Here is a 26,950-nt window from a genome sequence, read left to right as displayed (position 1 = left end):
TTTTCGTTTATGGGTCATTTCCCATAGATGGAAAAACATAAACCTTTTGACATAGAACTTGGAACATAAAAAGGATGGCTTTTATCAATCGCCATCCTGCAGACAAGACAAATCAGCTGGAAGAAGGTCTGTTTCGTCCAAGCCGGTCATATACTTTATTCTTATAAAAAGCGGATGCTGGCTTTGAAAACATGCCTTTTTTGTCGACAAGCTTATCAAGCAGCAATTGCTTTTCAGATTTTTTTCTGATTAATTGCTCGCGTTCTTTTTCGTCATAGCACTTTTCGATTAAATGGTCGATGGTCATAAGCTCTTTTTTGAGCGCGCCCTCGTCCTCTGCCATTCCCGCGTTTTTCAAAATACGATAGCCCATGCGCAGCGATTCCGGCAAGTGTGCCGCGTCATCCTTCGGCAGCGGCTTCCCCATTCCCGGGAGGTTTTGAAAGTCCCCGTCTTTGATGGCGCGCTTAATTTTATCTTCAGACACAATATGGGAAAAATCCATCATTTCACCTCTTTTTATCTATACCTTATATTTTATCATACAATTCTTAATGTACCATTTTATTCCTTTATTTCTAGAAAGATACCTTGTTTTACATTTGGTAATTTCAAAGCGAAACGTTGATTCGACGGCGTTTTTCGCCACTTTCTCCATCATACGATTTTCACTTTTCTAATCTGCTGATTCGTGTTATATTGGATACGTTCGTTTTTTCTATCGTTTCGCTCGAACTGGATCGGAAAAAAGGAGTGTAACAATGAAAACATTTATAAAAGAAAGAGGACTGGCCTTCTTTTTAATCGCGGTCGTCCTGTTATGGATCAAAACGTATGTCGGTTATGTCCTGAACTTCAACTTAGGAATAGACAACACGATACAAAAAATATTGCTTTTTGTGAATCCTCTTAGCTCAAGCTTGTTCTTTCTTGGCTTTGGACTCTTGTTCAAGAAAAAATTACAGCAGACAGCCATTATAGTGATTCATTTTTTAATGTCTTTTTTACTGTACGCAAACATTGTGTACTACAGATTTTTCAATGATTTTATTACAATTCCGGTCATTATGCAGGCTAAAACAAACGGCGGCCAACTCGGTGACAGCGCATTTTCGCTGATGAGACCGACTGACGCCTTTTACTTTATCGATACGATCATCCTGATCATCTTGGCGATCAAAGTGAACAAGCCTGCCGAAACGTCAAGCAAAAAATCGTTCCGAATTATTTTTGCATCTTCAATTCTTGTGTTCTTGATCAACCTGGCAGTTGCGGAATCAGACCGTCCTGAATTGCTGACAAGATCATTCGACCGGAACTATCTTGTGAAATACTTGGGAACATACAATTTCACGATTTATGACGCTGTACAGAATATCAAGTCCAACAGCCAGCGTGCGCTTGCCGATTCCAGCGACGTGACGGAAGTAGAAAACTACATGAAAGCCAATTACGATGTGCCGAATAACGTGTATTTCGGCAAAGCGGAAGGAAAAAACGTCATTTACGTTTCACTTGAATCTTTGCAGTCATTTATCATCGACTATAAAATTGACGGCAAAGAAGTGACACCGTTCTTAAATAAACTGGCACATGATAACGAAACGTTCTACTTTGATAACTTTTTTCACCAAACGGGACAAGGTAAAACATCTGATGCTGAATTTATGATGGAAAACTCTCTGTACCCGCTGGCTCAAGGTTCAGTTTTCGTAAACAAAGCGCAAAACACGCTGCAATCCGTTCCGGCGATTCTGAAGTCTAAGAATTACACATCTGCTACTTTCCACGGGAACACGCAGACGTTCTGGAACCGTAACGAAATGTACAAAGCGGAAGGCATTGATAAATTCTTTGATTCTGCTTACTATGACATGAACGAAGAAAACACGAAAAACTACGGCATGAAAGACAAACCGTTCTTCAAAGAATCAATGCCGCTGCTGGAAAGCCTGCCGCAGCCGTTCTATACGAAGTTCATTACCCTGTCTAACCACTTCCCATTCGGAATGGATGAGGGGGATACAGACTTCCCGGCTGGAGACTTTGGTGACTCTGTCGTCGATAACTACTTCCAGTCAGCCCATTACCTTGATCAGTCCATTGAACAATTCTTCAATGATCTGAAAAAAGACGGGTTATATGATAAATCGATTATTGTGATGTACGGAGACCACTACGGCATCTCTGAAAACCACAATAAAGCGATGGCGAAAGTGCTTGGCAAGGATGAAATCACTGATTACGACAACGCCCAGCTTCAACGGGTGCCGCTCTTTATCCACGCTGCCGGCGTGAAGGGCGAGAAAGTTCATAAATATGCCGGAGACGTTGATGTGGCTCCTACCATTCTGCATCTGCTCGGAGTGGATACGAAGGACTATCTGATGTCCGGTTCTGATATTTTATCGAAAGAACACCGTGAAGTGATTCCGTTCCGAAACGGAGACTTTATTTCACCGAAGTACACGAAAATATCCGGTAAGTATTACGACACGAAAACCGGAAAAGAACTCGATGAATCCGAAGTCGACAAGTCTGAAGACTCGCTCGTCAAGAAGGAACTTGAAATGTCCGATAAAATCATAAACGGAGACCTGCTGCGGTTCTACGAGCCGAAAGGTTTTAAGAAGGTGAATCCTTCTGATTATGATTACACAAAACATGACGAAGATTCTTCCGAAACGTCAAAGGATAACGAAGATAAATAAGAAAAAGCGGAGAGGTTGCCCTCTCCGCTTTTTTTATTTGACAGCAGCTCTCAATTCTTCCGCCGCAAATTCCACATTCGGGCCAATAATGACTTGAACCGATTTCCCGCCCGATTTGACAACCCCTTTTGCGCCTGCTTTCTTTAGCAGCGCTTCATCCACCAAAGCGGTATCCTTCACAGTCAGTCGCAGCCTTGTGGCGCAATGATCAATGGTTTGAAGGTTTTCTTTTCCGCCGAGCCCTTTCAGCATGATGTTTTCATTTACATCCTGAACAGTATTTTCATCCAGCACTTCATCTACATCATCGTCTTCCCGTCCAGGTGTTTTTAAATTCAAAGCCTTAATCAGTACATAAAACACGATAAAGTATACTGCCGCATAGCATATACCTACCAAAAGCAGAAGCAGCGGTTTTTCTGCGATTCCATAGCTGAGCACATAATCGATAGCACCGGCTGAAAAAGAGAAGCCTGAGCGGATGCCGAGCCAGTTGACGATAAATAAAGATAACCCGGTTAAGACCGCGTGAACAGCGTATAAAAGCGGAGATAAAAACATAAATGCAAACTCAATCGGCTCCGTAATCCCTGTGATAAACGCCGTTAAAGCAAACCCAATCATCATTCCAGCCGTCGCTTTCCGTTTAGACGGCTTCGCAGTCACAACCATAGCCAGACACGCCGCCGGAAGACCGAACATCATGATTGGGAAGAATCCGGTCATATATGTGCCCGCTGTCGGATCTTTCGCGAAAAAGCGCGCCAGATCCCCTGTCACTCCGTTATATTCTCCGAATTGGAACCAGAAAATATTGTTCAGCACATGGTGAAGGCCAAGCGGAATTAACAGCCTGTTGAATAGGCCGAATATGCCTGCCCCGATGCCGCCGAGCCCGAGCATCCACTCTCCAAACGAGTTTATACACGATTGAATCGGCGGCCAGACGACTCCGAATATGCCCGCTAAAATGATCGTAATAATGGCTGTTATAATCGGCACAAGCCGTCTGCCGCTGAAGAACCCGAGATATTCAGGCAGCTTGGTATCCTTGAAGCGGTTATAGGTGTAACCGGCAATTAAACCGGCAATAATTCCCCCAAACACCGCCATGTTATTTGTTTTATCAATTGTCTTTGTTGCCGCGTCAAGCATCAGATACGATATCGCCCCTGATAAACCCGCGGCCCCATTGCTGTCTTTTGAAATGCCGATGGCAATTCCGATCGCGAAAATAAGCGGCAGATGATCAAAAACCGCCGTCCCCGCCTGATAGACAAACGGGATATTAAATACATCCTCTCTGCCAAGCGCAAGGATAATTCCAACCGCAGGCAGAACTGCAATCGGGAGCATAAATGACTTCCCGAGTTTTTGTAAAAATGAAAGCATACCCATCCCCCTCATACCCTTTTTTTTCAAATATACCATATAAGATATCTAGTGATCTATACCAATTTTCCCGGGGGTATTTCTTTTTTCCCAGGTCCGTGTGTTTCCTATTTTTAAGACAGTTGTGGTAAGCTTAATCTAGATTATTTAAAAAGAAAGCGGGAATGACAGATGATTGTAACAAACGATCAAGAATTAGAAGGCCTGAAAAAAATCGGAAGAATCGTCGCGCTTGCGCGTGAAGAAATGAAGCGGAAGGCAGAGCCCGGCATGAGCACAAAAGACCTTGACCTTATCGGAAAAGCTGTGCTTGATGAGCACGGCGCCGTTTCAGCTCCTGAGAAGGAATATGATTTTCCAGGCGTGACATGCATCAGCGTAAATGATGAAGTGGCTCACGGCATACCAAGCACATCCAAAATTTTAAAAGCAGGAGACCTTGTCAACATCGACATCTCCGCTGAATTTGGCGGCTTCTATTCCGACACAGGCATCTCATTTGTGCTCGGTGAAGGAGAAGAACGCCTTCATAAGCTTTGCCAATGCGCGGAAAACGCATTTCAAAAGGGGCTTCAGCAGGCAAAAGCGGGCAAGCGCCAAAACCAGATCGGAAGAGCCGTTTATCATGAAGCACGCTCTCAAGGCTTTACCGTCATCAAAACCCTGACCGGCCACGGAATCGGCCGAAGCCTGCATGAAGCGCCGAACCACATCATGAACTATTATGATCCGTTTGATAACGCACTGTTCAAAAATGGCACAGTCATCGCGCTTGAACCGTTTATTTCAACGAAAGCAGAAACGATTGTTGAAGCTGGAGACGGCTGGACGTTCAAGACGCCGGATAAAAGCATGGTTGCCCAAGTTGAACACACGATCGTCATCACAAAAGATGAACCGATTATCCTGACGAAACTGTAAAACACATTCCGGGCTTCCGGCAGGTTTAACCTCCTCCAATAGCAGGTAAAACATCATTATTCTGCACGAGGAGGTCTTGCAATGCACAGAGATCAAGAAAAAATCCAAATTGAAAACGAAATGAACGCGATGCATTGCACAATAAAAGAAGACATTTTAAAAGACTTTGATGAATTTAAAGGCTACCTGAAAAAACAAGTCAACCGAGGCAAAAAGCTGGGATTGGATGACGACAAGCTTGTAAAAAGCGCTGCGATCCTGGGAGACTACCTCGCAAAGCATGAAGAGCCGCAAAACGGTGAAGAAATGCTGCTGCAAGAGCTTTGGAGCGTTGCAGACGAAGATGAGAAAGAACATTTGGCACAGCTTCTGGTCAAATTGGTTGCTAAACAATAAAACATGAGCCGGGCGATATGCGCCCGGCTTTCTTGATATTGTCACAGCCCGGCTCTTTCAGATATGCTACACTACTATTATGTCTGTGAAAGGAGCCTTTATCTGCATGTGGTTTATTATTTTCGGCATCATTTTTTTCATTGAAGGCATCATTATGACCGTTTACGGCGTTAAGAAAAAAAACGGGATGCTCACATATATCGGCATTGTTTTCGCCATTATGACATTTGGCGTTGTCATGATCAAACTAACCGGCCATTAAATCATATTCGGCTTTTGCTCCGCATATACATACAGAAGAACATTCGTACATCTAGTGCGAAAGGCTCAGTTTTCTCCGCATCTCTTTTCAGCATCTTTTTATAGATGTTACAATGCCAATCGTTTCGAAATCAGATAGGGAAAGGAGTTTTCTGACATGCATTACGGCAGTAAAGGCTGGTATGTGGCAGAACTAAAAAAGCAGGGGATCACGCACCATGAGGGAAGAAAGCTTCAAAGCTATAAAACCTATTTTCTTGCCAACCTGCTTGAAACAAAGAAAAAACAATCTTAAATATGGCAAAGCCGCGCACGTTGATATGCGCGGCTTTTTTCTATTCAACCGGCAGCAGCCTGTCCTTTTTTTTCATAAAGGACGCTCTCCAGCTTTCCGATAGTGCAGCCTCACTTAAAATCCGTTCAATGGCGGTGAGATTTTTTGCATCATGGTAGTTGATGCGGTTGGCGAACTGGACGGATATGCCCTTCTCTCCTCTGGACAGCAATTCAAGGTTCGCGCCGGGAGACACCCTGCCCTCCTCCAGCACGCGAAAATAAAACCCTGTATAGCCGGTTTGCTGGACCTTCAGCACCATTTCTTTTACACCAAACTTTTTCGCCAGCTTTACACACGGCTGGCGCGGCTGGCTGACCTGAACAACAGCTTCATCAAGCCTGAACACATCCCCGATGCAAACATTCTCCTCAGTCAGGCCCGCGACCGTCAGATTTTCTCCAAATGCGGCATTTGACAGCGGTCTTGAGAGGAACTCTTCCCAAAACGGATAATGCTCCGCCGGGTAGACACAGACAGCCTTATCAGGTCCGCCGTGGTTGACGAGGTCCGCCTGTCCGTCTCCTTCAAAATTCTCCCGATACAGCATGACGGCTGATTCAGCCGGCCGCTTCATGATGCCGGTTTCGATTTTCTTTCTGTCATATTCAAGCGTCTGCGGTTTTCCCAGATTAAGAGAAAGAACTGAATAGCGCTCTGGTTTCATACAAACACATCCCCTTTACAGGTTGTAAAATGATTGATTATCATAAAAAGAAAAGGTGGTTTTTACATGCTTCAATACCGAATCATTGTTGACGGCCGGGTTCAAGGTGTGGGCTTTCGCTATTTTGTTCAAATGGAAGCTGATAAACGAAAACTGGCCGGCTGGGTCAAAAACCGTGATGACGGGCGTGTCGAGATTTTGGCAGAGGGTCCGGAAAACGCCCTGCAATCGTTTGTTGAGGCAGTAAAGAAAGGCAGCCCTTTCTCAAAGGTTACCGACATCTCTGTGACTGAATCCCGCAGCCTTGAAGGCCATCATCGATTTTCTATTGTTTACTCATAAGGCTTATCTTGATAAAAATAGTTCGGTTTAACGATTGAGTTATCATAGGAGCGGTGGAAGATATGAGTGGCAGCGGGTGAAATTGGCGGAATCAGCCACGTCCAGTCCCCCGTCAGCTTTCTGCCCGCTTCTTCCTCCTGTTCTTCAAACCGTTTAAACTGGCTTGCCGCTGTATGATGGTCAACGATGCTGACACCCTGCTTTTTATACGAGTGCAGCACAGCTTTATTCAATTCAACTAGCGCTTGATCCTTCCATAAATCCGTATTGTAATCAGCGGCGATGCCGATCACGGACGCTACTTTTTTGAGCTTGTCGTACCGCTTTTCATCTGCGAGGTTTCTCGCTCCGATCTCCGTGCCCATATACCAGCCGTTAAATGGCGCGGCATTATAATGAATGCCCCCGACCTCAAGCTTCATATCAGAAATAATAGGCACGCCGTACCACTTCAGCTCCAAATCAGAAAACGCCTCGATGTCCGGATGTGTGATTGGAACCTCGATCACAAGTGAACGCGGCAGCTCATACCAGACAGGCTGTTCGTCGCCTTTCATGCGAAAAATGAGCGGCAGAAGGTCAAAATCCGTTCGTTCTCCGCGCCAGCCGAGCTCTTCGCAGGCTGCTGTCAGGGAACAGGAAGCCGGGTCGCCGATTCTTTCTCCGTCTGACTCATATCCAGCGTACCGGATCAGCTGATGATTCCAAATCTCGACTTGCTTTTCACCCTTCTCTTCCGGAGGGAAAATCGTAATGGTCGGTCTGATTTTCCCGTTATTGGTGGCGGTTTCAATATGGTGAAAGAGGGCGTCACGCACTTCCTCCTTCGTCCGGACGTCTCGTCTGTCAATAACATTCAGCGAATTCCAGAACAATCTGCCGATGCAGCGGTTGCTATTTCTCCAAGCCATTTTCGCTCCGTGCTCCAGCTCTTCCTTCGTATGTACATAGCTTCCGGTCAGGTCAATTTCACTTTTAATGCCCTCGAGACGGTCTTTCACTTCCTCCTCCTTTCCCAATTCCTGATAGCATGCGGCAATAAACGCTTTCGCTTCGTTCCAGAGTATTTCTTTTTCTTCCAACAAACTCTCCCCTTCACATCACTTCATGCTTTTCATTGTATCGTTTTTAAGCGGCAAGACAAATGATTTTTCTGCAACTTCCTGGAAAACAATAAAAAACACCCGCGTGGTGCGGGTGTCAAATAGACGATAACCGATTTGCCAATTCAGTTAAGTCACTTCGAAAGTTTTTGCCGGTCATCGGTATGCCGTGCCCGGTCAATAACGCTTCCGGTTCAAGACCGGCCAGCTTTAGAATGGACTCCGCGGCCGTCTCTGTGTCAGGCGTGAAATAAGCCGGCGGCCCGTGAAGCTCCTGTTTTTGTATCAAGACGTCAGCCATTTTCTCCTGTTCCACTGTAATAACAGCATCACCTGCCACAAGCACGCGGCCGTCATCGCGGAATAACGAAATATGGCCCGGCGTGTGTCCTGGTGTCGCGATCCACATCCACTCGTCAAGAAAAGGAACTGAACCGTCTTCCGGCAGTGCCTGGACATGTGAGGAAATATCGATGGAGTGCCGCGGAAACAGCGGCGACAGCTTGGCGACCAGCCCGCTCTTGCTGTCAGGACGAGCCGGAGGATAATCTTCTTTACCTGTTACATAGGGCATTTCCCGAGAATGAACATAAACAGGTACATCCCAATGCTCAAGAATCTCTTCGATTGCCCCGATATGGTCAAAGTGCCCGTGTGTAAGGATAATCGCCTTCAGCTGAAACCCTTCACCGAATCTTTGTTTGGCTTCATTGACAATCATGCCGGCTGATTGAGGCATGCCGGCATCAATTAAAACAAATGAGTGAGGTTCAGAAGGCAGCTGAATAAAATAGACATTCGCAATTTGCACAGTCAGGCCGTGCACCCCTTTTGCCGCTTCGAACCCCGCGCTTCTGACTGAAGTCAGCGGCATATAAGGATCACTCATAATGACACCTCCGGAATGTTGTATGCCGTTAGTGTGTGTCATTACGCCTGAATTATCATACGGAAATAGAGATCGCACCGATCAATAGAGCGATAGCCGTCATGACGATCACTGCGAGAACCGCCCATTTCAATGCGAATTTTTGATGGTCGTCAATAGAAACTCCGACGAGTCCGACAAGCAAATGAGTGGATGGCACAAGCGGACTCAGCATATGAATCGGCTGGCCGATAATAGAGGCTCTGGCAATTTCCACTTTATCCACACCGTATGCGACAGCTGTTTCTGATAAAATCGGCAGCACCCCGTAGAAATACGCGTCATTCGGCATCAAAAATGTGAAAATGCCGCTTGTTAAGGCAACAATCGCTGGGATCAATCCGCCCATTTGTTCCGGTATCATGGACACGAGCGAGATCGCCATTTCATCAACCATTTTCGTGCCTGTCAAAATCCCCGTGAACACCCCCGCGGCAAAAATCATTGAACCGATAGCCAGCACGTTGCTGGAATGCGCCGCGATGCGCTGTCTCTGATGCTCGAGATTGGGATAATTCACAATCAGCGCAATACAAAACGCAATGACAAACAGTACGGTTAAACTGACTTTACCCGATACTAAACATCCTATTAAAGAAAGCGTTAACAACAAATTGAACCACCAAAGCTTCGGCCGCTTCCACTCATCTTCAACCGCAGCAGCCGGTTCATTGGCATTGGCTGGCTGTTTCAGTTCAATCACACCAAGGCGCTTTCGTTCCGCTTTTCCAAGCACATACGCAACCGCCACCATACAAAGCATCCCGCTTGCAATGACAGGAATCATCGGCCCTGTAAGCTCAGCTGGATCAACCCCCAGCGCACTCGCCGCCCTCGGCGTCGCACCGCCCCATGGAATCGTGTTCATGATTCCCATGCCGACTCCCGCGATTCCCGCCAAGATAATTGGCCGGATGCCTAGCAGCAAATAGAGCGGAAGCATGGCGCTTGTCGTAATCATGTACGTTGTCGAGCCATCTCCGTCCAAGGCGACGAGCATTGTAAGAACCGCTGTCCCGACAACAATTTTTAAAGGGTCTCCTTTGACCATGCTTAAAATTTTGCCAACCATTGGATCAAACAGGCCTGTATCAATCATAATTCCAAAATATAAGATCGCAAACATAATCATGACCGCAGTCGGCGCGACTTGCTGAATCCCCGAAATCATCATGTCCCCAACTTCAGTAAATCCAAATCCGGCGATAAGCGCAAACACAATCGGCGTCAAAACCAATGCTGTTAAAACAGAAAGCCGCTTTGTCATGATCAATGCCATAAACACAAGCATCATGAGAAAGCCTAAGATTGCTAACACATCCATTCCCCCTTAAATGAATCCGCTTACATTTTTTTCTCCCTTACTCCCCTTTTTGTCTTGCCTTTTTGCCATCGTATGGGAAAACCAACCGCAAGTAAATAATTTGGTTTTTTTGTATTTTTAATTTTTTAAAACCGTTTTGTTCTTTTTGATCAATTTTCGGCATGAAAAAAATCCCGGGATGCCGGGATCTTAATTTCCTGTCATGATGCTTTGATAAAAAGCAGATTGCTCTTCTAAAAACCGTTTCGTTTCCCTGCTGTTCAAATAAAAGCTTTCCCAGTCCTGTTCGTTTATTTTCCGCTTCCATTCAGGTGAAGAGGTGACCTTCTTTAGCGCTTGATCCCAGTAAGAAATCTCTTCCTCAGACATATTTTTCGGGCCCAAAATCCCTCTCCAATGAGAAAAAACAAACGGGATTCCCTGCTCCTTCCACGTCGGTACATTTGGAAAACCGGGAAGTCTTTTATCAGACGTTACAGCGGCTAACGTGATATCGCCGTTTCGTTCATATGGTTTCGCTTCAGAAAGTGTCATGGAAGCCGCTTCTATCTCATGTCTGATCAGCGCCTGAATGAGCTGTTCACTGCTGTCATACTGTGAGAATTGAATGTCAAACGGGTCAATGCCGTACATATCTGCCGCTCTGACGAACGAGAGCTGATCATCATTGCCAAACCCCGGGGCAAAGCCGATTCTCACCTTGCCGGGATGCATGTTGATCTCATTCAGCACATCCTTGCCATTTGTTAACGCTGACCCTTTTGGCAATGCAACCGTCTGCCATTCCTTGGAGAGAATGGCGAGCGGCGTAAAATCGGACATTTTTAATTTGCTTTGCCCGAGAAGATCATTGCTCAATATTAGGCTGGACGTCATGCTGATGGTTTGTTTGCTGCTATTTTTGACATATTTCCAGCCTTTCTCTCCCCCGCCGCCGGATTTATAGACGATATGAACATCACCCTTCACGATCTGCTTCTGCCTCAAAATAGATTGGATCGCCTGCGCTGTGACATCCCAGCCGCCAGAAGGTTCGGCAGGGACGACAATTTCTATCGGCCCGTCCGGAAGGCGCGGCGCAGCCGCCTGCCTGATATCACCCTGCATAAAGATCAATAGAAAAATCAATAGGCTTATAGATTTTTTCATAACTAATCCGCCGCCAAATAATATTTTCTCTCCGGCCTGCCGATAATCCCGTATTCAAGCTCGGCTCTTGCTTCTTCCTTTGACACAAGGTACTCGGCATAACGGCGGGCAGTTGTTCGTGACGCCCCCATTTTTTCCCCAAGTTCCTCCGCTGTCAATCCTTCTGACGCAGTCTGAAGCGCTTCCTTAATTTTTCGCAGTGTAATCGAATTAATGCCAGTCGGCAAATCCTCTGCCGTCAAAGCTGTCTTCACACCGTTCCCAAAAATATGGTCGATCATGGATTGGCTGACCTCCGGCTGAGACATGAGCAGCTTCCTTTTTTCTTTATACTGAAGCAGCACCTGCCTGAATTTGTCAGCCGTTACGGGTTTGATCAAATAGTGGGCAATTCCTGCTCTTAGCGCTTCCTGCAAATGCCGGGTTTCTGTTGCCGCTGTGATAATCATAATGTCCACTTCAGGAAATTGGCTTCGTATATCAGGAATCAACGCGGTACCAAGCTCGTCCGGCATATAAATATCCAGCAGAAGCAAATCAGCCTTGTGTTCCTTCAAAAGCGCCAATGTCTCTTTTGCGTTGGCCGCCTTGCCGATAATCTTGAATCCATCAAGCTGTTTAATCAATCTCTCATGGATTTGCGCAACTCGAAAATCATCCTCCGCAATCGCGATGTGAATCAAATGGATTCCCCCTTTGTTTCTCCTTCGGTATAAACACAGTGAATACCGCCCCGCCAGTTTTTTGATTCGCCAGTTCGATCCAGCCGCCCAGTTCACGCACTGAGTCTTTCACATTGGCCAGACCGTAGCCTCTCCTCATCCCCTTTGAAGAATAGCCTCTCTCAAACACAGCTTCTATTTTCTCTGGCGGCACACCGGGCCCTGTGTCTGATACTTCAATGACAATGTCATGGCCCATATCCGTGATAAAAAACAAAACTTCCTTCACGCTTTGCTCCGCTACAGCTTCGAAAGCGTTATCAATTAAATTGCCAATAATCGTAATAAGATGGGACAAGCCGATATGCGCAGGAAGAGGCGCGAGTGAGCTGTTCTCATCAATCACCAGCTTGACCTTCTTTTCCGATGCCTTGCTTATTTTCCCTAACAAAATGGCCTGCACCTGCTGCGAATGGATGTTATGGAATAAAAGATCATGCTGTTCATTTTGTATCGCATATTCCTCTTTAATCAGATCAATGGCTTCATCATACTCCCCAAGCTCAAGCAGCCCTAAAATCGCATAAAGCTTATTTGAAAATTCATGAGTCTGCGCCCTGAGATCCTCTGAATATTTGCGAACCTCTGTCAATGTGTCGATCAGCTTCTTCAGCTCTGTTTTCTCCCTGAAGCTGACGACAATCCCATACGCCTGCCCGCCTTGATTCATCACTTTCGTATTGATAATAAACACTTGATCGTTGACGCTTACCTCCTGGTTAGGCAGCATTTCTCCTTGTTCAAGCACAGACATCAGCCCTGCTCCCGGCATGACGTCATCTATAGGAAGATGGGTCACGGGCTCGGGCAGCTTCAGCATCTCGGCCGCCGATACGTTCATCATGGTGACGACGCCTTCACGATTGGTGGCAATAATCCCTTCTCGAATCGCGAAAAGCATTGCGTTCCTCTCACGATATAGAGCCGCGATCTCATGCGGTTCAAGCCCAAGCGTATCCTTTCTGATGCTTTTCGCCAGCACGGCGGCGCCAATAAATCCGAGCAGCAGTACAAGCACAGCAATCACACTCAAATTTCTCAAATGCTTTTTGATGCTTTGCTCTGTCTCCGTTTGCAGAAAATCAACAGACACGCTGCCGATCACTTGGCTGTATCCCTTTTGTTCTTTTATAATCGGCGCGCTCCCTCTGATCACTCTTCGTCCATCCGCTTTTGTTTCAGAAACATGCGAACCGCCAAACAAAATTTCTCTGCTGCGCTCCAGTTTCTTTAATCCGCTTTTTCCAGAGGCGCTGCGAATGTCTCCTTTTTCGTCCAAAACATAAATGGCAAACGCGCCAGTCTGTTCTTTCATTTGTTCAATGACCTCTTGCGTCTGAGCCGCATGTCCGCCTTTTCTCTCAATGAGCTCTTTAACCGGCGGCATATAGGAAATGGTTCTCGCCGTTTGAACCGCCAGCTGCTCTGCCTGTCTCCGTTCTCCCTGTGTATGCTGAACGGCTAACGTAATGGTCAGCACACCAATGACAAAGACCAGCAGAGCCGCAATAAGCCCCATTATTTTTGTTTGCAGGGAAAAATGGAACCGCTTTTTCACCACAGCACCAGCCGTCCTTTCTACCTAGATCATACCATTTTTCACAGGGAATTTTCTCATTTTTCAAAATCCGTTTTCTTGCGAAGGAGTGAAAATAAAAAAAGGCAGACCGCGTCTGCCTTTTTCTTTCTACCATATTCCTAGTACTTTCCACCATAATCCGCCGATCACAAGCCATACGATGATATGAACAATCGACAGGATAAATCCGATGGACCACCATTTGCCTTGCGGGATGTAGCCTGCTCCGAAGAAGACCGGAGCCGCTCCAGAACCGTAGTGAGTCGTTGACCCGAACAGGTTACTGATGAACGCGAGGCTCAGCGCTGCTAAAAGCGGCGGTGCGCCCGCTGCCACGACGACAGCCAAAAATGCTGAATACATCGCACTGATGTGGGCTGTCGCACTTGCAAAGAAATAGTGAGAGTAATAATACACAACAATTAAAATGATGAATGCCACAATCCAAGAGAACCCTGATACGGATGATTTCATGGCATTACTGAACCAAGACACCATGCCTAATTCATTCAAGAAGTTGGCGAGCATGACAAGCGCCGCAAACCAAGTGAGCGTATCCCAAGCGCCCTGTTCTTTCTTGATATCATCCCAAGTCAGAACTTGTGATAATAAGAGAACGGACAAACCGATCAATGCGGTTGTGGTTGCGTCGATGTTGAAGCTGCCGCCAAAAATCCACAGCACAAGCACCAAAAGAAACACGATAACCATGGAAAGCTCTGATTTTTTGAACGGTCCCATTTCTTTCAGTTTTTCTGTTGCGATTTTCGCCGCATCCGGTGTTTCTTTGATTTCCGGCGGATACAGCTTGTAAATCACAAGCGGCGTAATGATTAAGCTTACAAGTCCCGGTACAATCGCGGCAATTGCCCAGCTTGTCCATGTTAAGTCCACCCCTGCGACATCATGGGCCAGCTTGGCAATCAGCGGGTTCGCCGCCATCGCTGTCAGGAACATAGCAGATGTGATCAGATTCCCCTGAAAACCGGTTTTTAATAAGAATGCACCGATTTTTCTCTCTGTTCCATTTGCCGGGCTTGATCCGAATGTTTCGGATAATGATCTGATAATAGGAAATATAATGCCTCCTGCACGCGCCGTATTACTTGGAATAGCAGGTGAAAGTATTAAATCACTGAATAGCAGTGAATAAGAAAGTCCAAGGGTTTTTTTCCCGAATTTCTGAACGAATACATACGAAATTCTCGCACCGAGCCCGGTTTTGATAAATCCCCGGGAAATAAAGAATGCGATAACGATAAGCCAAATGGTCTTATTCCCGAATCCACTTAATGTATCCTCAATTGATAGTGTTCCAGTTAGTGCAGTAACCGCCAATGCAAAAATTGCAATTGCACCCATTGGCAAGGGCTTGGAGATAAAGCCGATAATTGTTGCGACAAAAATCGCAAACAAATGCCAAGCTTTAGGTTCAAGTCCGGACGGAGCGGGAATAAACCAGATGATTAGTCCCACAGCGACAGTAATAAGCAATGGAACAAGCTTTACTGCTGACTGTTTTCCTGCGTCTTTTTCTGAAGCCATAAATAGGTCTCCTCCTATATACTTGTTTTCCGATCCCCTTTTTCATTCTACTCCTTAACTAAGTTAATAAACATTTTAATTAATTAAAAAACACAAAGGTTAGCACCCTTTGTGTTTTTCACTTTCTTAATTTAATTTACCCGCACCCGCTTGATTTATGACATTTGATTTCACATTAGCAGAAGCATCAATCGATCCATGCAGAGACGGCGTCCAGCCGACAGAAGAGCTCAGCCCGTTTGCAGCCGATGCGTTGATCTGTGTGCCGTTCAGCAACGTGCCGGAGTCATATAAAGCCGTTCCCCCGCTGAATACGCTGATCGTTTTAGCAGCTGACAGTCCCGGTACGTCAATGACATTGTTTTGGGCATAGATTTTAGATGACTTTCCGATTCCCCATGCATAGCTGAAAGGATAACTTGAAGAGCTTGTGCTTCCTTCATAATAGTTGTTGTATACGTGCACTTGCCCGAAGCGGACTCTCGGCGCGCGCTGGACAATATTTTTGTAGCGGTTATGATGCAGCGTAATTTTTAATTTGCCGTCATCGGAGGTTTTGCTGTCACTTGATCCGAAAATGGAGCTTTTATCATGATCGTGATAATAGTTGTAAGACATCGTGATATAGTTAGCGCCGTTGGAAGCATCCGTTTGGCCGTCATGGTGCTGATATTTTCTTCCATAATATTTCGGTGATGTGCTGTCCGGACGCGAACCGTCATTAAATGTACAGTGATCAATCCAGATGTGTGTGCCGCCGTTTATCGTGATGTTGTCGTATTGTGAGTTCCAGTTTCCTGAGCTTCCGTCAGTCGGATCCCATTGCGGAAAATAATCATAGGCATCCTGGAATTCAATGTTGCGTATAATGACGTTATCACTCTTGATTTGGAAGTTTCCGCCCACGACTTTAGCGTTAGTCCCTGAACCGACGATCGTCGTGTTTGCAGGGATATCCACCATGACCCGTGCTTTTTGGTTTTTCTGAGAGCGTGCTCTCGCTTCTTCTTGTGTTCCCGACGGCTCTTTTTTGCCCCATGTGCTAGGATCATAGGCTTTCAAATATTTGTCCAAATCATACTCCGGATCTTTATAGTCATTTAGACCAAGCGGCTTCAGATTGTCATCCACGTTCATATCAATCGTTCCCTTGATATAAATGATTTTTGGCGTTGTATTCGTTTCCTTCCCTAATGCCGAGACAAGCTGGTTTCTGTTGCTGACGGTATACACATTTGAGGACGATGCTTTTGATCCGCCTGTCGTGCCGGTCGAGTACGCGCCCCATCCATCATTGGATCCCAACGTCTGGTGGCCTAAATCAGCTGCGTTCGCGCCAGCTGGAGTCAATCCTAAAAACAAAGCCGTAGCTAACATCACTTTTTTCATCTACTATGTACCCCCATTTTCTATTTTGTGAGATTTTATTCCAATTTATCACAAAAATATAATAGCAAATTGAGGGACATTCAGAACCGAAAATGTTCCGCTATCCTATTGCGGCATTCTGCAAAATACCACCGCAAAGACCGCAAAAAAACCAAAAGGCCGTCATTGGCCTTTTGGTTTTTTCTTTGCTTTATGCCCAAGCTTTCACTTTTTCGTTATCTGTCACAAAGAGAAGCACTTTTCCTTCATCTAAGCGTTTTTCAAATTGAGCGGCTTCATCTTCAGAAAAACCGATTTCGTGAATTTTATTGCGGAGCTCGTCTCCTTTTTTATTGAAGATATTTCCCACCGCGTGCTTGAAACCTGTTTCTTTGGCTCCGATCGTATTGGCATTCGTGTTGTCTGCCAGGCGTTCCGTTCTGTCATCGTCGTGAGCTAAGACGTATACATCCTCTTTCGCTACACCCATTTTCTGTAATTCCTCTACATCCTTCATGAGCTGTTCGTCATTTGTATACTCTTTTACAACTGGTTTCATGTCGATATTCCTCCTTCATGTTTTCTATATTTCTTTCATACCCGATCGTCTGTACCTGAAACAGATTCCAGAACATTAAAGAGAAAAACAGGAGGAATGGTAGTAGCTATTTGTTTTCCGTCCATGGTAAAGTGATAGGAACGGGACCTATTTTCAGAAAAATCAAAATTAAAGAGAAGCCGCTGCACGGAGCACACGACCATGAAACGCTGCCTTTATCCGTACGAGCAGGAGGTATGTCTAATGCAATACTTTTCACCAGAACAGCAATACAATGCTTGGATTGTGAGTGATTTAGTCAAACAGATTTTCCATAAGCGTGCCGGATGTTCACCAGGAATTCATGAGCTTGCGGTTTTTGCCGAGGAACATTTTCATATCGATATCGACTTTGTTTTCTCGATTATCATGAATATCGGCGACATTGAATTTGCACTAACAGATGAAATAGAAAAGAAATTATCCGGTTATCTCAGCACTCTCCTTCCTTATGTCACTGCTGATATGTTCGAAACCTCTAAAGCCAACGCCCATGCGTTTTTGTCTCGAAGACACGGTAACGCTGCATACCACTTATTTGTGTCTGATGATGCTTTCATGAGAAAGCAGTAAAAAACGCAGCTTTCTTTACTAAAAAAATATTGACATGATAAGCCATGCTATTATAGTGTTACATGTGATAATGATTCTCATTACTAAATCTGAAAAAAGGAAGAATGACATGCGCACCTATTCTAACAAGTTGATTGCCATCATGAGTGTTTTATTGCTCGCCTGCCTCATTGTATCCGGCTGTTCATCAAGCCAGAATAACAACGGAAGCGGCGAAAGCAAGTCTAAGGATTCCAGAGTGATCCATGACGAAGAAGGAAAAACGACAGTAAGCGGCACACCTAAGCGGGTGGTTGTGCTTGAGCTTTCATTCTTGGATGCCGTTCACAATCTCGGCATTACGCCGGTGGGCATCGCCGATGACAACAAAAAAGATATGATTAAAAAGCTTGTCGGCAGCTCCATTGATTACACATCTGTAGGCACACGCAGCGAACCCAATCTTGAGGTCATTAGTTCCTTGAAGCCTGATTTAATCATCGCTGACGCTGAGCGCCATAAAAACATTTATAAACAGCTGAAACAAATCGCTCCGACGATTGAATTAAAAAGCCGTGAAGCGACATATGACGAAACGATCGACAGCTTTACGACCATTGCTAAAGCATTAAATAAAGAAGATGAAGGAAAAGAAAAGCTTGCCGAGCACAAAAAAGTCATCAACGATCTAAAAGCCGAACTTCCGAAAGATGAAAACCGCAGCATCGTTCTCGGCGTTGCAAGAGCGGATTCCTTCCAGCTTCATACATCATCATCCTATGACGGAGAAATCTTTAAAATGCTAGGCTTTACACATGCTGTGAAGTCAGATAACGCCTATCAAGAGGTCAGCCTCGAGCAATTGAGCAAAATCGATCCTGATATTTTGTTCATCTCAGCCAACGAAGGCAAAACCATTGTAGACGAGTGGAAAACGAACCCGCTCTGGAAAAATCTCAAAGCGGTGAAAAATGGACAAGTCTATGATGCGGACCGTGACACTTGGACAAGATTCAGAGGCATCAAGTCTAGTGAAACAAGCGCCAAAGATGTGCTTAAAAAAGTGTATAATAAATAGGACAAATGAGAAGCGAGGGGAAATCCTTGCTTCTTCGTTTTTGCAACCAGACGCAGTAAGGAAGTGAGACTGTTGTATCATTCAGCCAAACGGCGCTCATCATCAAGACTGGTGATGTTCATCATTGCACTGATTATTTTTATATTTGGGCTTGGGCTGAATCTTTCAGTAGGAGCCTCAGACATCGGCATCATAGATTCATTGAAATATCTTTTTGTATGGGACGGTTCAAAGGAACAGCTCATCATCTCTACTCTTCGCCTTCCCCGCACTTTAATCGGCGTTTTTGTCGGCGCCAGCCTAGCTGTAGCAGGGGCGCTGATGCAGGCTATGACCAGAAATCCTCTGGCTTCACCCCAAATTTTCGGTGTGAATGCGGGTGCATCGCTTTTTGTCGTTGCTTCTCTCGTCATTCTGCCGGCATCGCCCTATTCATCTGTTATATTCGCTTTTGCGGGTGCGGCAGCAGGCGGCGCGATTGTGTATATGATTGCCTCATCCGGCGGAATGACACCTGTTAAGCTGGCGCTGTCAGGAATGGCCGTGCATTTGTTCCTCTCCTCTATGACACAGGCCATCATTATTTTAAATGAGTCAGGTGAGGATGTTCTGTACTGGATGACAGGCGCAATCGACGGCAGCAACTGGCAGGACGTCATAACCATCGCTCCGTTTTCTGTCATTGGCATCGGGCTTGCCCTCGTATTTTCCGGTTCTGTTTCTGTTCTCGGTCTCGGAGACGAAACAGCAAAAGGGCTTGGACAAAATATGAACGGCATCCGGATTCTGATCAGTTTGATTATTTTAATCCTTTCCGGCGCTTCCGTAGCCGTCGCCGGGCCGATTGGCTTTGTCGGGCTGCTCGTCCCGCATATTGTCCGCAAGCTGATCGGAGAACATTATCAATACGTGCTTCCGTTTTCGGCACTGTTCGGTGCCATTTTGCTGGTGTACGCAGATGTTCTGGCCAGATGGATTGCATTTCCTTATGAATCACCGGTCGGCATTGTCACCGCGATTATCGGAACGCCGTTTTTCTTATATTTGGCAAGGAAAGGGCGACATCTGAAATGAAGAAAACAACCAGAAAACAAAAACGCCCCTTGCTGGCGATACTCATATTGGCCGTGATTTTAATCGTTCTGTCCGTCATCAGCATTGGAATCGGTGCATTATACATTTCACCTGATGCGGTAGTGACGAATCTGCTGGGACTGGATCATTCCTTTGAATTTATCATCCAGCAATATCGTCTGCCCCGCATCATATTAGCGATTTTGGCCGGTGCAGGGCTTGCCGCTGCCGGAGCGATTTTACAGGGTGTGATCCGAAATCCGCTCGCTTCCCCGGACGTTGTCGGCATTTCAAAAGGGTCAGGACTTGCGGCGATGGCTGTGATTCTCATCTTTCCTGAGTCGCCGGTATACGTGCTTCCGTTCTCCGCATTTGCCGGAGCCGCCATTATTGCTGTACTATTATTAATGATAGCCCGAAAAAAGAGCATTCAGCCCTCTTCACTGGCTTTATCAGGCATTGCTTTAGGCGCGGTCTGCCACGCCGGAATGCAATATATGATGGTCAAGTTTCCGGGCGACGTGAATGCTGCACTCATTTGGCTGACAGGAAGCCTCTGGGGAAGAAACTGGGAAGAAGTCAAGCTGCTTGCGCCATGGCTTTTGATTCTTTTTCCGATCGTCTGCATACTCATACCGAAGCTGGATCTTATGTCACTCGGGGATGAGCTTGCACAGGGTCTCGGAGAAAACGCAAACCGGCTGAGATTCATCCTGATTTTCACCGCGGTGGCGCTGGCGGGAAGCTGTGTAGCCGTCGTCGGCTCAATCGGTTTTATCGGCTTGCTTGCTCCGCATATCGCCAGACGGCTTACCGGAGAAAAAGCTAAATATTTACTGCCTGCATCGGCATTGATTGGTGCTATTATATTATTAATTGCAGATACGTTAGGGCGCGGCATCATGCCTCCGGTTGAAATACCTGCCGGAATACTGACAGCCGTGATCGGCGCGCCTTATTTCTTATATTTATTGAAATTCGAAGCGAGGAAACAGTAGGGAGAGGATACCATGGGAAAACTGGCTGCAGACCAGCTCACTCTTTCATATGACAGTACAGTGATTATTGACGGAGTCGACTTAAAGATAGAAGAAGGAAAAATCACTGCGCTCATCGGCGCTAATGGCTGCGGTAAATCAACAATCCTCAAATCGCTCGCCAGGCTGATGGCCCCGAAAAGCGGTACAGTGCTACTAGAAGGAAAAGACATCCACCGCCAGCCATCAAAAGAAGTCGCAAAAAAACTGGCCATTCTTCCACAATCTCCTCAGGCTCCTGAAGGATTGACGGTAGAGGAATTATGCTATTTTGGCAGACATCCTCACAAAAAGCTGTTATCCAAGCATACCCAAGAGGATCATGACATGGTAGAGTGGGCGCTGGATGCAACGGGCATGATTGAACTGAAGGATCGGACACTTGATGCCCTTTCAGGCGGCCAAAGACAAAGAGCCTGGATTTCAATGGCACTTGCGCAAGGCACTGATTTGCTTTTGCTTGATGAGCCGACCACGTATTTAGACATCTCACACCAGATTGAAGTGCTTGAACTGCTGAAAAAGCTGAACCGCGACCATGGCCGCACCGTTGTCATGGTGCTCCATGATTTAAACCAAGCCGCTCAATACGCTGACTATCTGATCAGTGTGCTGGACGGAAAAATATACAACGCCGGAACACCGGAAGATGTGTTCACCCAGCCATTTTTCCGTGAAGTCTTCGGCTTGGAATGCTGCATCATGAGAAGCCCGATCGACCAGAAGCCAATGTGCCTGCCGACGGGACTGTGCCCGAAATTACGGGCGAAATGAAAAGGAGAGGAGCCCCCTCTCCTTTTTTGTATGCCAGCTTACCTTTTGTATTTCCTCTCCTGTCCATGTTACAGTGGTGTCAACCAAGTGATAGGAGGATGAAAATGACAGCATCTCAGCAGCAAATTCAATTAGCAAGACGTCCACAAGGTATTCCTGTTCATGAAGACTTTCGCTTTGAAACCATTCCGGTTCCTGAACCCCAGCAAGGGGAAGTGCTTGTCAAAACGCTTTATGTTTCGGTTGACCCTTATATGCGCGGCCGTATGCAGGATACGAAGTCATATGTTGAGCCGTTCGCCTTGGATGAAGCGCTTTCTGGCGGGGTTATCGCTGAAGTCGTGTCAGACGGCGACCAATTGAAAAAAGGCGATATCGTCATCGGAAATCTCAGCTGGCAGGAATTTTCCGCTGTGAGCGAGTCTGCCTTGCGAAAAATTGATACAAGCCTTGCTCCCGCTTCGGCCTATCTCGGCATTTTGGGAATGACCGGCTTAACAGCATACTTCGGATTGCTGGACATCGGACGCCCGAAGGAAGGCGAAACCGTGGTTGTCTCCGGAGCTGCGGGAGCCGTCGGTTCAACAGTCGGGCAAATTGCCAAAATCAAAGGCGCGCGAGTTGTCGGTATCGCGGGTTCTGATGAAAAAATCGACTATTTAAAACAGGAGCTTCAGTTTGACGAAGCCATCAATTACAAAACAGCGGATGATATCCAAAAAGCGCTTCAAAACGCTTGTCCTGACGGTGTCGATGTGTATTTTGACAATGTCGGCGGACCGATTTCAGACGCGGTGATGAATCTGCTCAATGAATTTGCCCGCATTCCGGTGTGCGGCGCCATTTCTTCCTATAACGCAGAAAGCGAAGCAGATGACATGGGCCCTCGTGTCCAATCAAAACTCATTAAAACGAAGTCGCTGATGCAAGGCTTTATCGTAAGCGACTACTCCGATCGTTTTTCTGAGGGAGCAAAACAGCTGGCCGAATGGCTGAAGGCTGGTAAACTCCATTACGAGGAAACCATCACAGAAGGCTTCGAAAACATTCCTGACGCGTTTCTCGGTTTATTTAAGGGAGAAAATAAAGGGAAACAGCTGATCAAGGTCAGTGATCCGAGCTGAATGAAGATGAAAACGGGAGGGCTTTTTGCCCTCCTTTTATGTTTCGATGAGATCAGCTGCGAAGAATCAGCGTAAGAAAACCATCTTCATCAGGTTCTGTATCTTCCAAAGTGAATCCTGCTGCTTGAAAGCAAGCTAAACTGATTCGATTGTCTTCTTCAATGCATGCCACCCATTCCCGCACGCTAGTAAAATCAGGTTCGGTCATCAGCTTTTGCAATATCCGTTTTCCGTACCCTTGAAGCCGGTACAAAGGATTGACGATCAATCCAATATATGTCCGCTTCTCCCCGAACTCAATAACGGCCATCCCTGCCGGCAGCTGTCCATCATACGCCATGATGACAGTATCGTGTTTATCTTTATTTACTCGTGCATACCACTCATCTAATGGCAGCATCCCATCCATTCTCCGTCTGGTATCCTCATTCTCAAACCAGCGTTCAAGAATTTTCAGCTCTGACTCCTTCACTGCTTGAAACCTGTCTATTGAAACCACCTTCCCACCCCCTGCGCGAAACTTTTTCTATTATTTTACAACAAAAAAGGGCTTTTCGCCCTTCTTTTTATTTCGTCTTCAGTTTTCCGCCTGCATACACAGCTTCACTCAGTTCAACACCAAGCTTCTTCGCCATTTTTTTCAGCTTAGATTCCTCCAATTTTGTCACAAGGCTCAGCACGTTGCCTTCTTTTCCGGCCCGGCCTGTTCGTCCTGATCTGTGGACATAGCCATCTTCATCTGGAATATCAGCATGAATCACGTATGGCAGGTTTTCAATGTCTAAACCGCGTGCGGCAATGTCAGTCGCCAATAAAAGAGGAAACTCTCCGTCTTCGAATGCGGCAATGATTTTTGCCCGCTCCATTTTTTTCGCTTCACTGTGCAAAACGCCGAGTTCAACGTGGTGATATGCCAGTTTTTCCGCATATACACTCAGGTTGCCAATGTCTCTCACAAATACGAGTGCCTGCATGCCTTCAAGCCTTGACAGCTTTTGCAGCAGCTTCACTTTGTCGCGCTGGTCGCAAATCAGGTATTGATGTTTCACTTTCCCTGCCTCCGCCTTGCTTCGCTGTACCTTCAACACCTCAGGCTCTTGCGCCAATTCGCGGAGCACATCCTCTGTTTCCTTTTTGAGTGTCGCGGAAAAACATAGAAGCTGGCGGTCTCTTAATGTCGTTTTAATAATTTGTTTGATCGTCTCGCGATGCTCCGGCAGGACAAGCTGATCCGCTTCATCAAGTACAATCGTTTTCACTTCATGCATTTTGAGTTTCTTTGCTTTAATCAGTTCAAATACCCTGCCCGGTGTGCCGACGATGATATGCGGATGTTTCTTCAGCTTTTCGACCTGCTTCTTCACATTCGCCCCGCCGATTAAGGAAGCCGCGCGCAGCTCTGAGCCCGCTTTCCAATCCTGAATCACCTGAAAAATCTGCATCACCAGCTCACGGGAAGGCGCTAAAATCACCGCCTGCGGATGCTTTTGCTCTGGTTTGATCCGCTCCAAGACCGGCAGCGCATACGCCAGCGTCTTCCCTGTGCCTGTCGGCGATTCTGCAATGACATCCTTTCCATCCATGATCAGCTGGGCTGCCTGCTCTTGAACAGGGGTTGGCGTTTGAAAGCCGGAAGCATTCCAATTCTCTTGTATAAATGATTGTGCATTATGTAAAAATGGCCAAGTTTGCGTCATTTTGTTCTCCTCAATTCCTGAAATCTATTCCATAGTATCTCAAAACCTCGCCCGGAACGCAATTTTTCTTTTTCTTTCCTATACCTTTCAACATTCCGAATCCTCCTTTATAATCAAAAGGGTGAATATTACACGCCGATTGTGCGTGTTTGATAACGATAGAGGTGTAAACATGAGTATTTTATCTGTAAAGGATTTAAGCCACGGCTTCGGGGACCGGGCCATTTTTAATAACGTTTCCTTCCGCCTGTTAAAAGGCGAGCACGTCGGCTTGATCGGCGCAAACGGTGAAGGAAAATCAACCTTCATGAATATTATTACCGGAAAGCTTGAACCTGATGAGGGAAAAGTCGAGTGGTCAAAAAACGTCCGTGTCGGCTATCTGGATCAGCATACCGTGCTGGAAAAAGGAAAATCCATTCGCGACGTCCTGAAAGACGCGTTCCATTATCTATTTGCGATGGAAGAGGAAATGAACGAGATTTACAACAAAATGGGCGAGGCTGATCCCGACGAGCTCGAGAAGCTGCTTGAAGAAGTCGGCGTCATTCAAGACGCGCTGACAAACAATGATTTTTATGTCATTGATTCCAAGGTGGAGGAAATTGCCCGCGGTCTCGGTTTGAGCGATATCGGTTTAGAGCGAGATGTCACCGATTTGAGCGGCGGACAGCGCACAAAGGTCCTTCTCGCTAAGCTGCTCCTTGAAAAGCCGGAAATTCTGCTTCTCGATGAGCCGACCAACTATCTTGATGAACAGCATATTGAATGGCTGAAACGCTACCTGCAGGAATACGAGAACGCGTTCATCCTGATTTCCCACGATATTCCGTTCTTGAATAGTGTCATCAACCTGATTTATCACGTTGAAAATCAAGAGCTGACACGCTATGTCGGCGACTACCATCAGTTTATGGAAGTCTACGAGGTGAAGAAACAGCAGCTTGAAGCGGCCTATAAAAAGCAGCAGCAGGAAGTCGCAGAGCTGAAAGATTTCGTCGCCCGCAACAAAGCGCGCGTCAGCACGAGAAACATGGCGATGTCCCGCCAAAAGAAACTCGATAAGATGGATATGATCGAGCTTGCGGCAGAAAAGCCAAAGCCGGAATTCCACTTCAAGCCGGCGAGAACGTCAGGCAAGCTGATTTTTGAAACGAAGGATCTCGTGATCGGTTACGATTCCCCGCTGTCCCGTCCGCTCAACCTCCGCATGGAGCGCGGCCAAAAAATTGCCCTTTACGGCGCGAATGGGATCGGAAAAACGACATTGCTGAAAAGTTTGCTTGGTGAAATCCAGCCGCTCGAAGGCTCTGTTGAACGCGGTGAGCACATCTATACCGGCTATTTCGAGCAAGAGGTCAAGGAAACAAACAACAATACGTGCATCGAAGAAGTATGGAGCGAATTCCCTTCTTATACGCAGTATGAAATCCGTGCCGCTTTGGCAAAATGCGGACTGACGACAAAGCATATCGAAAGCCGCGTCTCCGTATTAAGTGGAGGCGAAAAAGCGAAAGTCAGATTGTGCAAGCTAATCAACTCAGAAACAAACCTGCTGGTGCTCGATGAGCCGACAAACCACTTGGATGTCGATGCCAAGGAAGAGCTCAAGCGCGCCCTGAAAGAATATAAAGGCTCCATTCTGCTCATTTCCCACGAGCCAGACTTTTATATGGATATTGCGACAGAAACGTGGAACTGCGAGTCTTGGACGACGAAAGTGCTTTAATTTATAAAAAAAACCCCGCCTGCTAAAGGGCGGGTTTTTTACTGCCATTTATTCTGAACGATTCTCAAAAGCTCTCTGTCTTTTAAAATGGAGATGTGAATTCACCAAGTGTCAGCTCTCTTTTGGCAGACAGCTCAAAATCCTCCTCATCTGTCCAAGCGGTAAACCACTCGGGCGAAAAGCTGTTTTTCATGACGCTGTGTATGTATTGATAGAGCGTTTCTAAACATTTCTGATCATATTCGTCTGGCTTTGCCTTATCCATGGCAAACGTCCCCTCTACAGTATGAACCATCACTTGAAATGGCAATCGTAAATGAACGGACACATTCTCAGCTTCTGCAAGATAAATCCCAGCCGCATCAATGTCTGACCGAAGCGGATGCCCTTTCCGCGAACGCCGTTCTTGCTGACCGAAAAAACCGGTTTCTAAAGGGAGTTTTCAGCCGAAAAATAGTAAAATTGTGTCATAAAGGTTGTCCTTTCCTTCACCAATTCGATTATGATGCATTATAACGAATAAAAAGACACTGCATCTTCGCAGT

Annotated in this window: 29 protein-coding genes and 1 pseudogene; 13 read left to right on the top strand and 17 right to left on the bottom strand. The window is 46.2% G+C overall.

Going from position 1 to position 26,950, the window contains the following annotated elements; genetic code table 11:
* Positions 1-112: 112 nt before the first annotated feature.
* Positions 113-505: a DnaJ family domain-containing protein gene (locus NYE56_RS03805; RefSeq protein ID WP_003233692.1), complete on the bottom strand. Its 393-nt coding sequence runs from the start codon at positions 503-505 to the stop codon at positions 113-115.
* An 18-nt stretch (positions 506-523) separates the two neighbouring features.
* Positions 524-661: a hypothetical protein gene (locus NYE56_RS03800; RefSeq protein ID WP_160244143.1), complete on the bottom strand. Its 138-nt coding sequence runs from the start codon at positions 659-661 to the stop codon at positions 524-526.
* 100 nt (positions 662-761) lie between these two features.
* Between NYE56_RS03800 and ltaS the strand changes: the two genes are divergently transcribed.
* The gene (gene ltaS, locus NYE56_RS03795; RefSeq protein WP_003233694.1) at positions 762-2,711 is read left to right on the top strand and encodes a lipoteichoic acid synthase; all 1,950 of its coding nucleotides are present in this window, start codon (positions 762-764) and stop codon (positions 2,709-2,711) included.
* 33 nt (positions 2,712-2,744) lie between these two features.
* Here ltaS and nagE read toward each other — a convergent pair whose 3' ends face one another.
* Positions 2,745-4,103, bottom strand: coding sequence for an N-acetylglucosamine-specific PTS transporter subunit IIBC (gene nagE, locus NYE56_RS03790; protein WP_341283488.1), 1,359 nt, complete (start codon positions 4,101-4,103; stop codon positions 2,745-2,747).
* Positions 4,104-4,274: 171 nt separating this feature from the next.
* Between nagE and map the strand changes: the two genes are divergently transcribed.
* From map to NYE56_RS03770, 4 genes are all read left to right on the top strand, one after another.
* Entirely contained in the window at positions 4,275-5,024 is a 750-nt protein-coding gene (gene map / locus NYE56_RS03785; protein ID WP_003233698.1) for a type I methionyl aminopeptidase, read from the top strand.
* Between the two features lie 81 nt (positions 5,025-5,105).
* Complete coding sequence (locus NYE56_RS03780; RefSeq protein WP_341283487.1) at positions 5,106-5,420, top strand: DUF3243 domain-containing protein; 315 nt, start codon at positions 5,106-5,108, stop codon at positions 5,418-5,420.
* A 106-nt stretch (positions 5,421-5,526) separates the two neighbouring features.
* Positions 5,527-5,682, top strand: a complete 156-nt coding sequence (locus NYE56_RS03775; protein ID WP_003244572.1) for a hypothetical protein — start codon at positions 5,527-5,529, stop codon at positions 5,680-5,682.
* 156 nt (positions 5,683-5,838) lie between these two features.
* The gene (locus tag NYE56_RS03770; protein ID WP_003239885.1) at positions 5,839-5,976 is read left to right on the top strand and encodes a YflJ family protein; all 138 of its coding nucleotides are present in this window, start codon (positions 5,839-5,841) and stop codon (positions 5,974-5,976) included.
* Between the two features lie 40 nt (positions 5,977-6,016).
* Here the strand turns inward: NYE56_RS03770 and NYE56_RS03765 are convergent, their stop codons facing one another.
* Positions 6,017-6,682 (bottom strand): MOSC domain-containing protein, encoded by a 666-nt coding sequence (locus tag NYE56_RS03765; protein WP_268556150.1) that lies wholly within the window; start codon positions 6,680-6,682, stop codon positions 6,017-6,019.
* A 66-nt stretch (positions 6,683-6,748) separates the two neighbouring features.
* Here NYE56_RS03765 and NYE56_RS03760 point away from each other — a divergent pair, with 66 nt between their 5' ends.
* Positions 6,749-7,024, top strand: coding sequence for an acylphosphatase (locus NYE56_RS03760; protein ID WP_187957317.1), 276 nt, complete (start codon positions 6,749-6,751; stop codon positions 7,022-7,024).
* On the opposite strand, the gene nosA is transcribed toward NYE56_RS03760, so the two are convergent.
* The 10 genes from nosA to NYE56_RS03710 form a co-directional block, all read right to left on the bottom strand.
* Positions 7,015-8,106 carry a nitric oxide synthase gene (nosA, locus tag NYE56_RS03755; protein WP_268556151.1) on the bottom strand — a complete coding sequence of 364 codons (1,092 nt, stop codon included), beginning with the start codon at positions 8,104-8,106 and terminating at the stop codon, positions 7,015-7,017. The two genes, NYE56_RS03760 and nosA, sit on opposite strands and share 10 nt — an antisense overlap.
* A 118-nt stretch (positions 8,107-8,224) precedes the next feature.
* The gene (locus NYE56_RS03750; protein WP_341283486.1) at positions 8,225-9,016 is read right to left on the bottom strand and encodes an MBL fold metallo-hydrolase; all 792 of its coding nucleotides are present in this window, start codon (positions 9,014-9,016) and stop codon (positions 8,225-8,227) included.
* Between the two features lie 55 nt (positions 9,017-9,071).
* Positions 9,072-10,373 carry a citrate transporter CitM gene (citM, locus tag NYE56_RS03745; RefSeq protein ID WP_003242978.1) on the bottom strand — a complete coding sequence of 434 codons (1,302 nt, stop codon included), beginning with the start codon at positions 10,371-10,373 and terminating at the stop codon, positions 9,072-9,074.
* Positions 10,374-10,416: 43 nt separating this feature from the next.
* The gene (locus NYE56_RS03740) at positions 10,417-10,542 is read right to left on the bottom strand and encodes a hypothetical protein (RefSeq protein ID WP_003233716.1); all 126 of its coding nucleotides are present in this window, start codon (positions 10,540-10,542) and stop codon (positions 10,417-10,419) included.
* A gap of 26 nt (positions 10,543-10,568) precedes the next feature.
* Positions 10,569-11,528 carry a tripartite tricarboxylate transporter substrate binding protein gene (locus NYE56_RS03735; protein WP_160244146.1) on the bottom strand — a complete coding sequence of 320 codons (960 nt, stop codon included), beginning with the start codon at positions 11,526-11,528 and terminating at the stop codon, positions 10,569-10,571.
* 2 nt (positions 11,529-11,530) lie between these two features.
* On the bottom strand, positions 11,531-12,211 hold the full coding sequence (citT, locus tag NYE56_RS03730; protein WP_326211414.1) for a two-component response regulator CitT: 681 nt from the start codon (positions 12,209-12,211) through the stop codon (positions 11,531-11,533).
* On the bottom strand, positions 12,183-13,811 hold the full coding sequence (yflR, locus tag NYE56_RS03725) for a two-component sensor histidine kinase CitS (RefSeq protein WP_341283485.1): 1,629 nt from the start codon (positions 13,809-13,811) through the stop codon (positions 12,183-12,185). Before yflR ends, citT begins: the two co-directional genes overlap by 29 nt.
* Before the next feature lie 126 nt (positions 13,812-13,937).
* The gene (locus tag NYE56_RS03720; RefSeq protein WP_015383080.1) at positions 13,938-15,374 is read right to left on the bottom strand and encodes an anion permease; all 1,437 of its coding nucleotides are present in this window, start codon (positions 15,372-15,374) and stop codon (positions 13,938-13,940) included.
* A gap of 126 nt (positions 15,375-15,500) precedes the next feature.
* Complete coding sequence (locus NYE56_RS03715) at positions 15,501-16,763, bottom strand: pectate lyase (protein WP_003244025.1); 1,263 nt, start codon at positions 16,761-16,763, stop codon at positions 15,501-15,503.
* A gap of 190 nt (positions 16,764-16,953) precedes the next feature.
* The gene (locus NYE56_RS03710) at positions 16,954-17,301 is read right to left on the bottom strand and encodes a general stress protein (RefSeq protein WP_003233729.1); all 348 of its coding nucleotides are present in this window, start codon (positions 17,299-17,301) and stop codon (positions 16,954-16,956) included.
* A 243-nt stretch (positions 17,302-17,544) separates the two neighbouring features.
* Between NYE56_RS03710 and NYE56_RS03705 the strand changes: the two genes are divergently transcribed.
* From NYE56_RS03705 to NYE56_RS03680, 6 genes are all read left to right on the top strand, one after another.
* Positions 17,545-17,913, top strand: coding sequence for a YfmB family protein (locus NYE56_RS03705; protein WP_003233730.1), 369 nt, complete (start codon positions 17,545-17,547; stop codon positions 17,911-17,913).
* Positions 17,914-18,022: 109 nt separating this feature from the next.
* Entirely contained in the window at positions 18,023-18,970 is a 948-nt protein-coding gene (yfmC, locus tag NYE56_RS03700) for a Fe(3+)-citrate ABC transporter substrate-binding protein YfmC (protein WP_341283484.1), read from the top strand.
* A gap of 72 nt (positions 18,971-19,042) precedes the next feature.
* Complete coding sequence (fecD, locus tag NYE56_RS03695) at positions 19,043-20,044, top strand: Fe(3+) dicitrate ABC transporter permease FecD (RefSeq protein ID WP_133953929.1); 1,002 nt, start codon at positions 19,043-19,045, stop codon at positions 20,042-20,044.
* Entirely contained in the window at positions 20,041-21,042 is a 1,002-nt protein-coding gene (yfmE, locus tag NYE56_RS03690; RefSeq protein ID WP_003243506.1) for a Fe(3+)-citrate ABC transporter permease YfmE, read from the top strand. Before fecD ends, yfmE begins: the two co-directional genes overlap by 4 nt.
* Before the next feature lie 12 nt (positions 21,043-21,054).
* Positions 21,055-21,855 (top strand): Fe(3+)-citrate ABC transporter ATP-binding protein YfmF, encoded by an 801-nt coding sequence (yfmF, locus tag NYE56_RS03685; RefSeq protein ID WP_326211408.1) that lies wholly within the window; start codon positions 21,055-21,057, stop codon positions 21,853-21,855.
* Positions 21,856-21,959: 104 nt separating this feature from the next.
* The gene (locus NYE56_RS03680; protein ID WP_038829549.1) at positions 21,960-22,979 is read left to right on the top strand and encodes an NADP-dependent oxidoreductase; all 1,020 of its coding nucleotides are present in this window, start codon (positions 21,960-21,962) and stop codon (positions 22,977-22,979) included.
* Between the two features lie 52 nt (positions 22,980-23,031).
* On the opposite strand, the gene NYE56_RS03675 is transcribed toward NYE56_RS03680, so the two are convergent.
* The gene (locus NYE56_RS03675; protein ID WP_129137512.1) at positions 23,032-23,478 is read right to left on the bottom strand and encodes a GNAT family N-acetyltransferase; all 447 of its coding nucleotides are present in this window, start codon (positions 23,476-23,478) and stop codon (positions 23,032-23,034) included.
* 67 nt (positions 23,479-23,545) lie between these two features.
* Positions 23,546-24,676: a DEAD/DEAH box helicase gene (locus NYE56_RS03670; protein ID WP_341283483.1), complete on the bottom strand. Its 1,131-nt coding sequence runs from the start codon at positions 24,674-24,676 to the stop codon at positions 23,546-23,548.
* Positions 24,677-24,848: 172 nt separating this feature from the next.
* Here NYE56_RS03670 and NYE56_RS03665 point away from each other — a divergent pair, with 172 nt between their 5' ends.
* Complete coding sequence (locus NYE56_RS03665) at positions 24,849-26,405, top strand: ABC-F family ATP-binding cassette domain-containing protein (protein WP_014476110.1); 1,557 nt, start codon at positions 24,849-24,851, stop codon at positions 26,403-26,405.
* A 111-nt stretch (positions 26,406-26,516) separates the two neighbouring features.
* Here NYE56_RS03665 and NYE56_RS03660 read toward each other — a convergent pair.
* A pseudogene (locus NYE56_RS03660) lies at positions 26,517-26,670 on the bottom strand (hypothetical protein).
* Between the last annotated feature and the right edge of the window lie 280 nt (positions 26,671-26,950).

The sequence above is a fragment of the Bacillus sp. FSL R5-0603 genome (assembly GCF_038050295.1).
GTDB classification, from domain to species: Bacteria; Bacillota; Bacilli; order Bacillales; family Bacillaceae; genus Bacillus; species Bacillus subtilis.
This window is presented reverse-complemented; position numbering and strand designations above follow the sequence as displayed.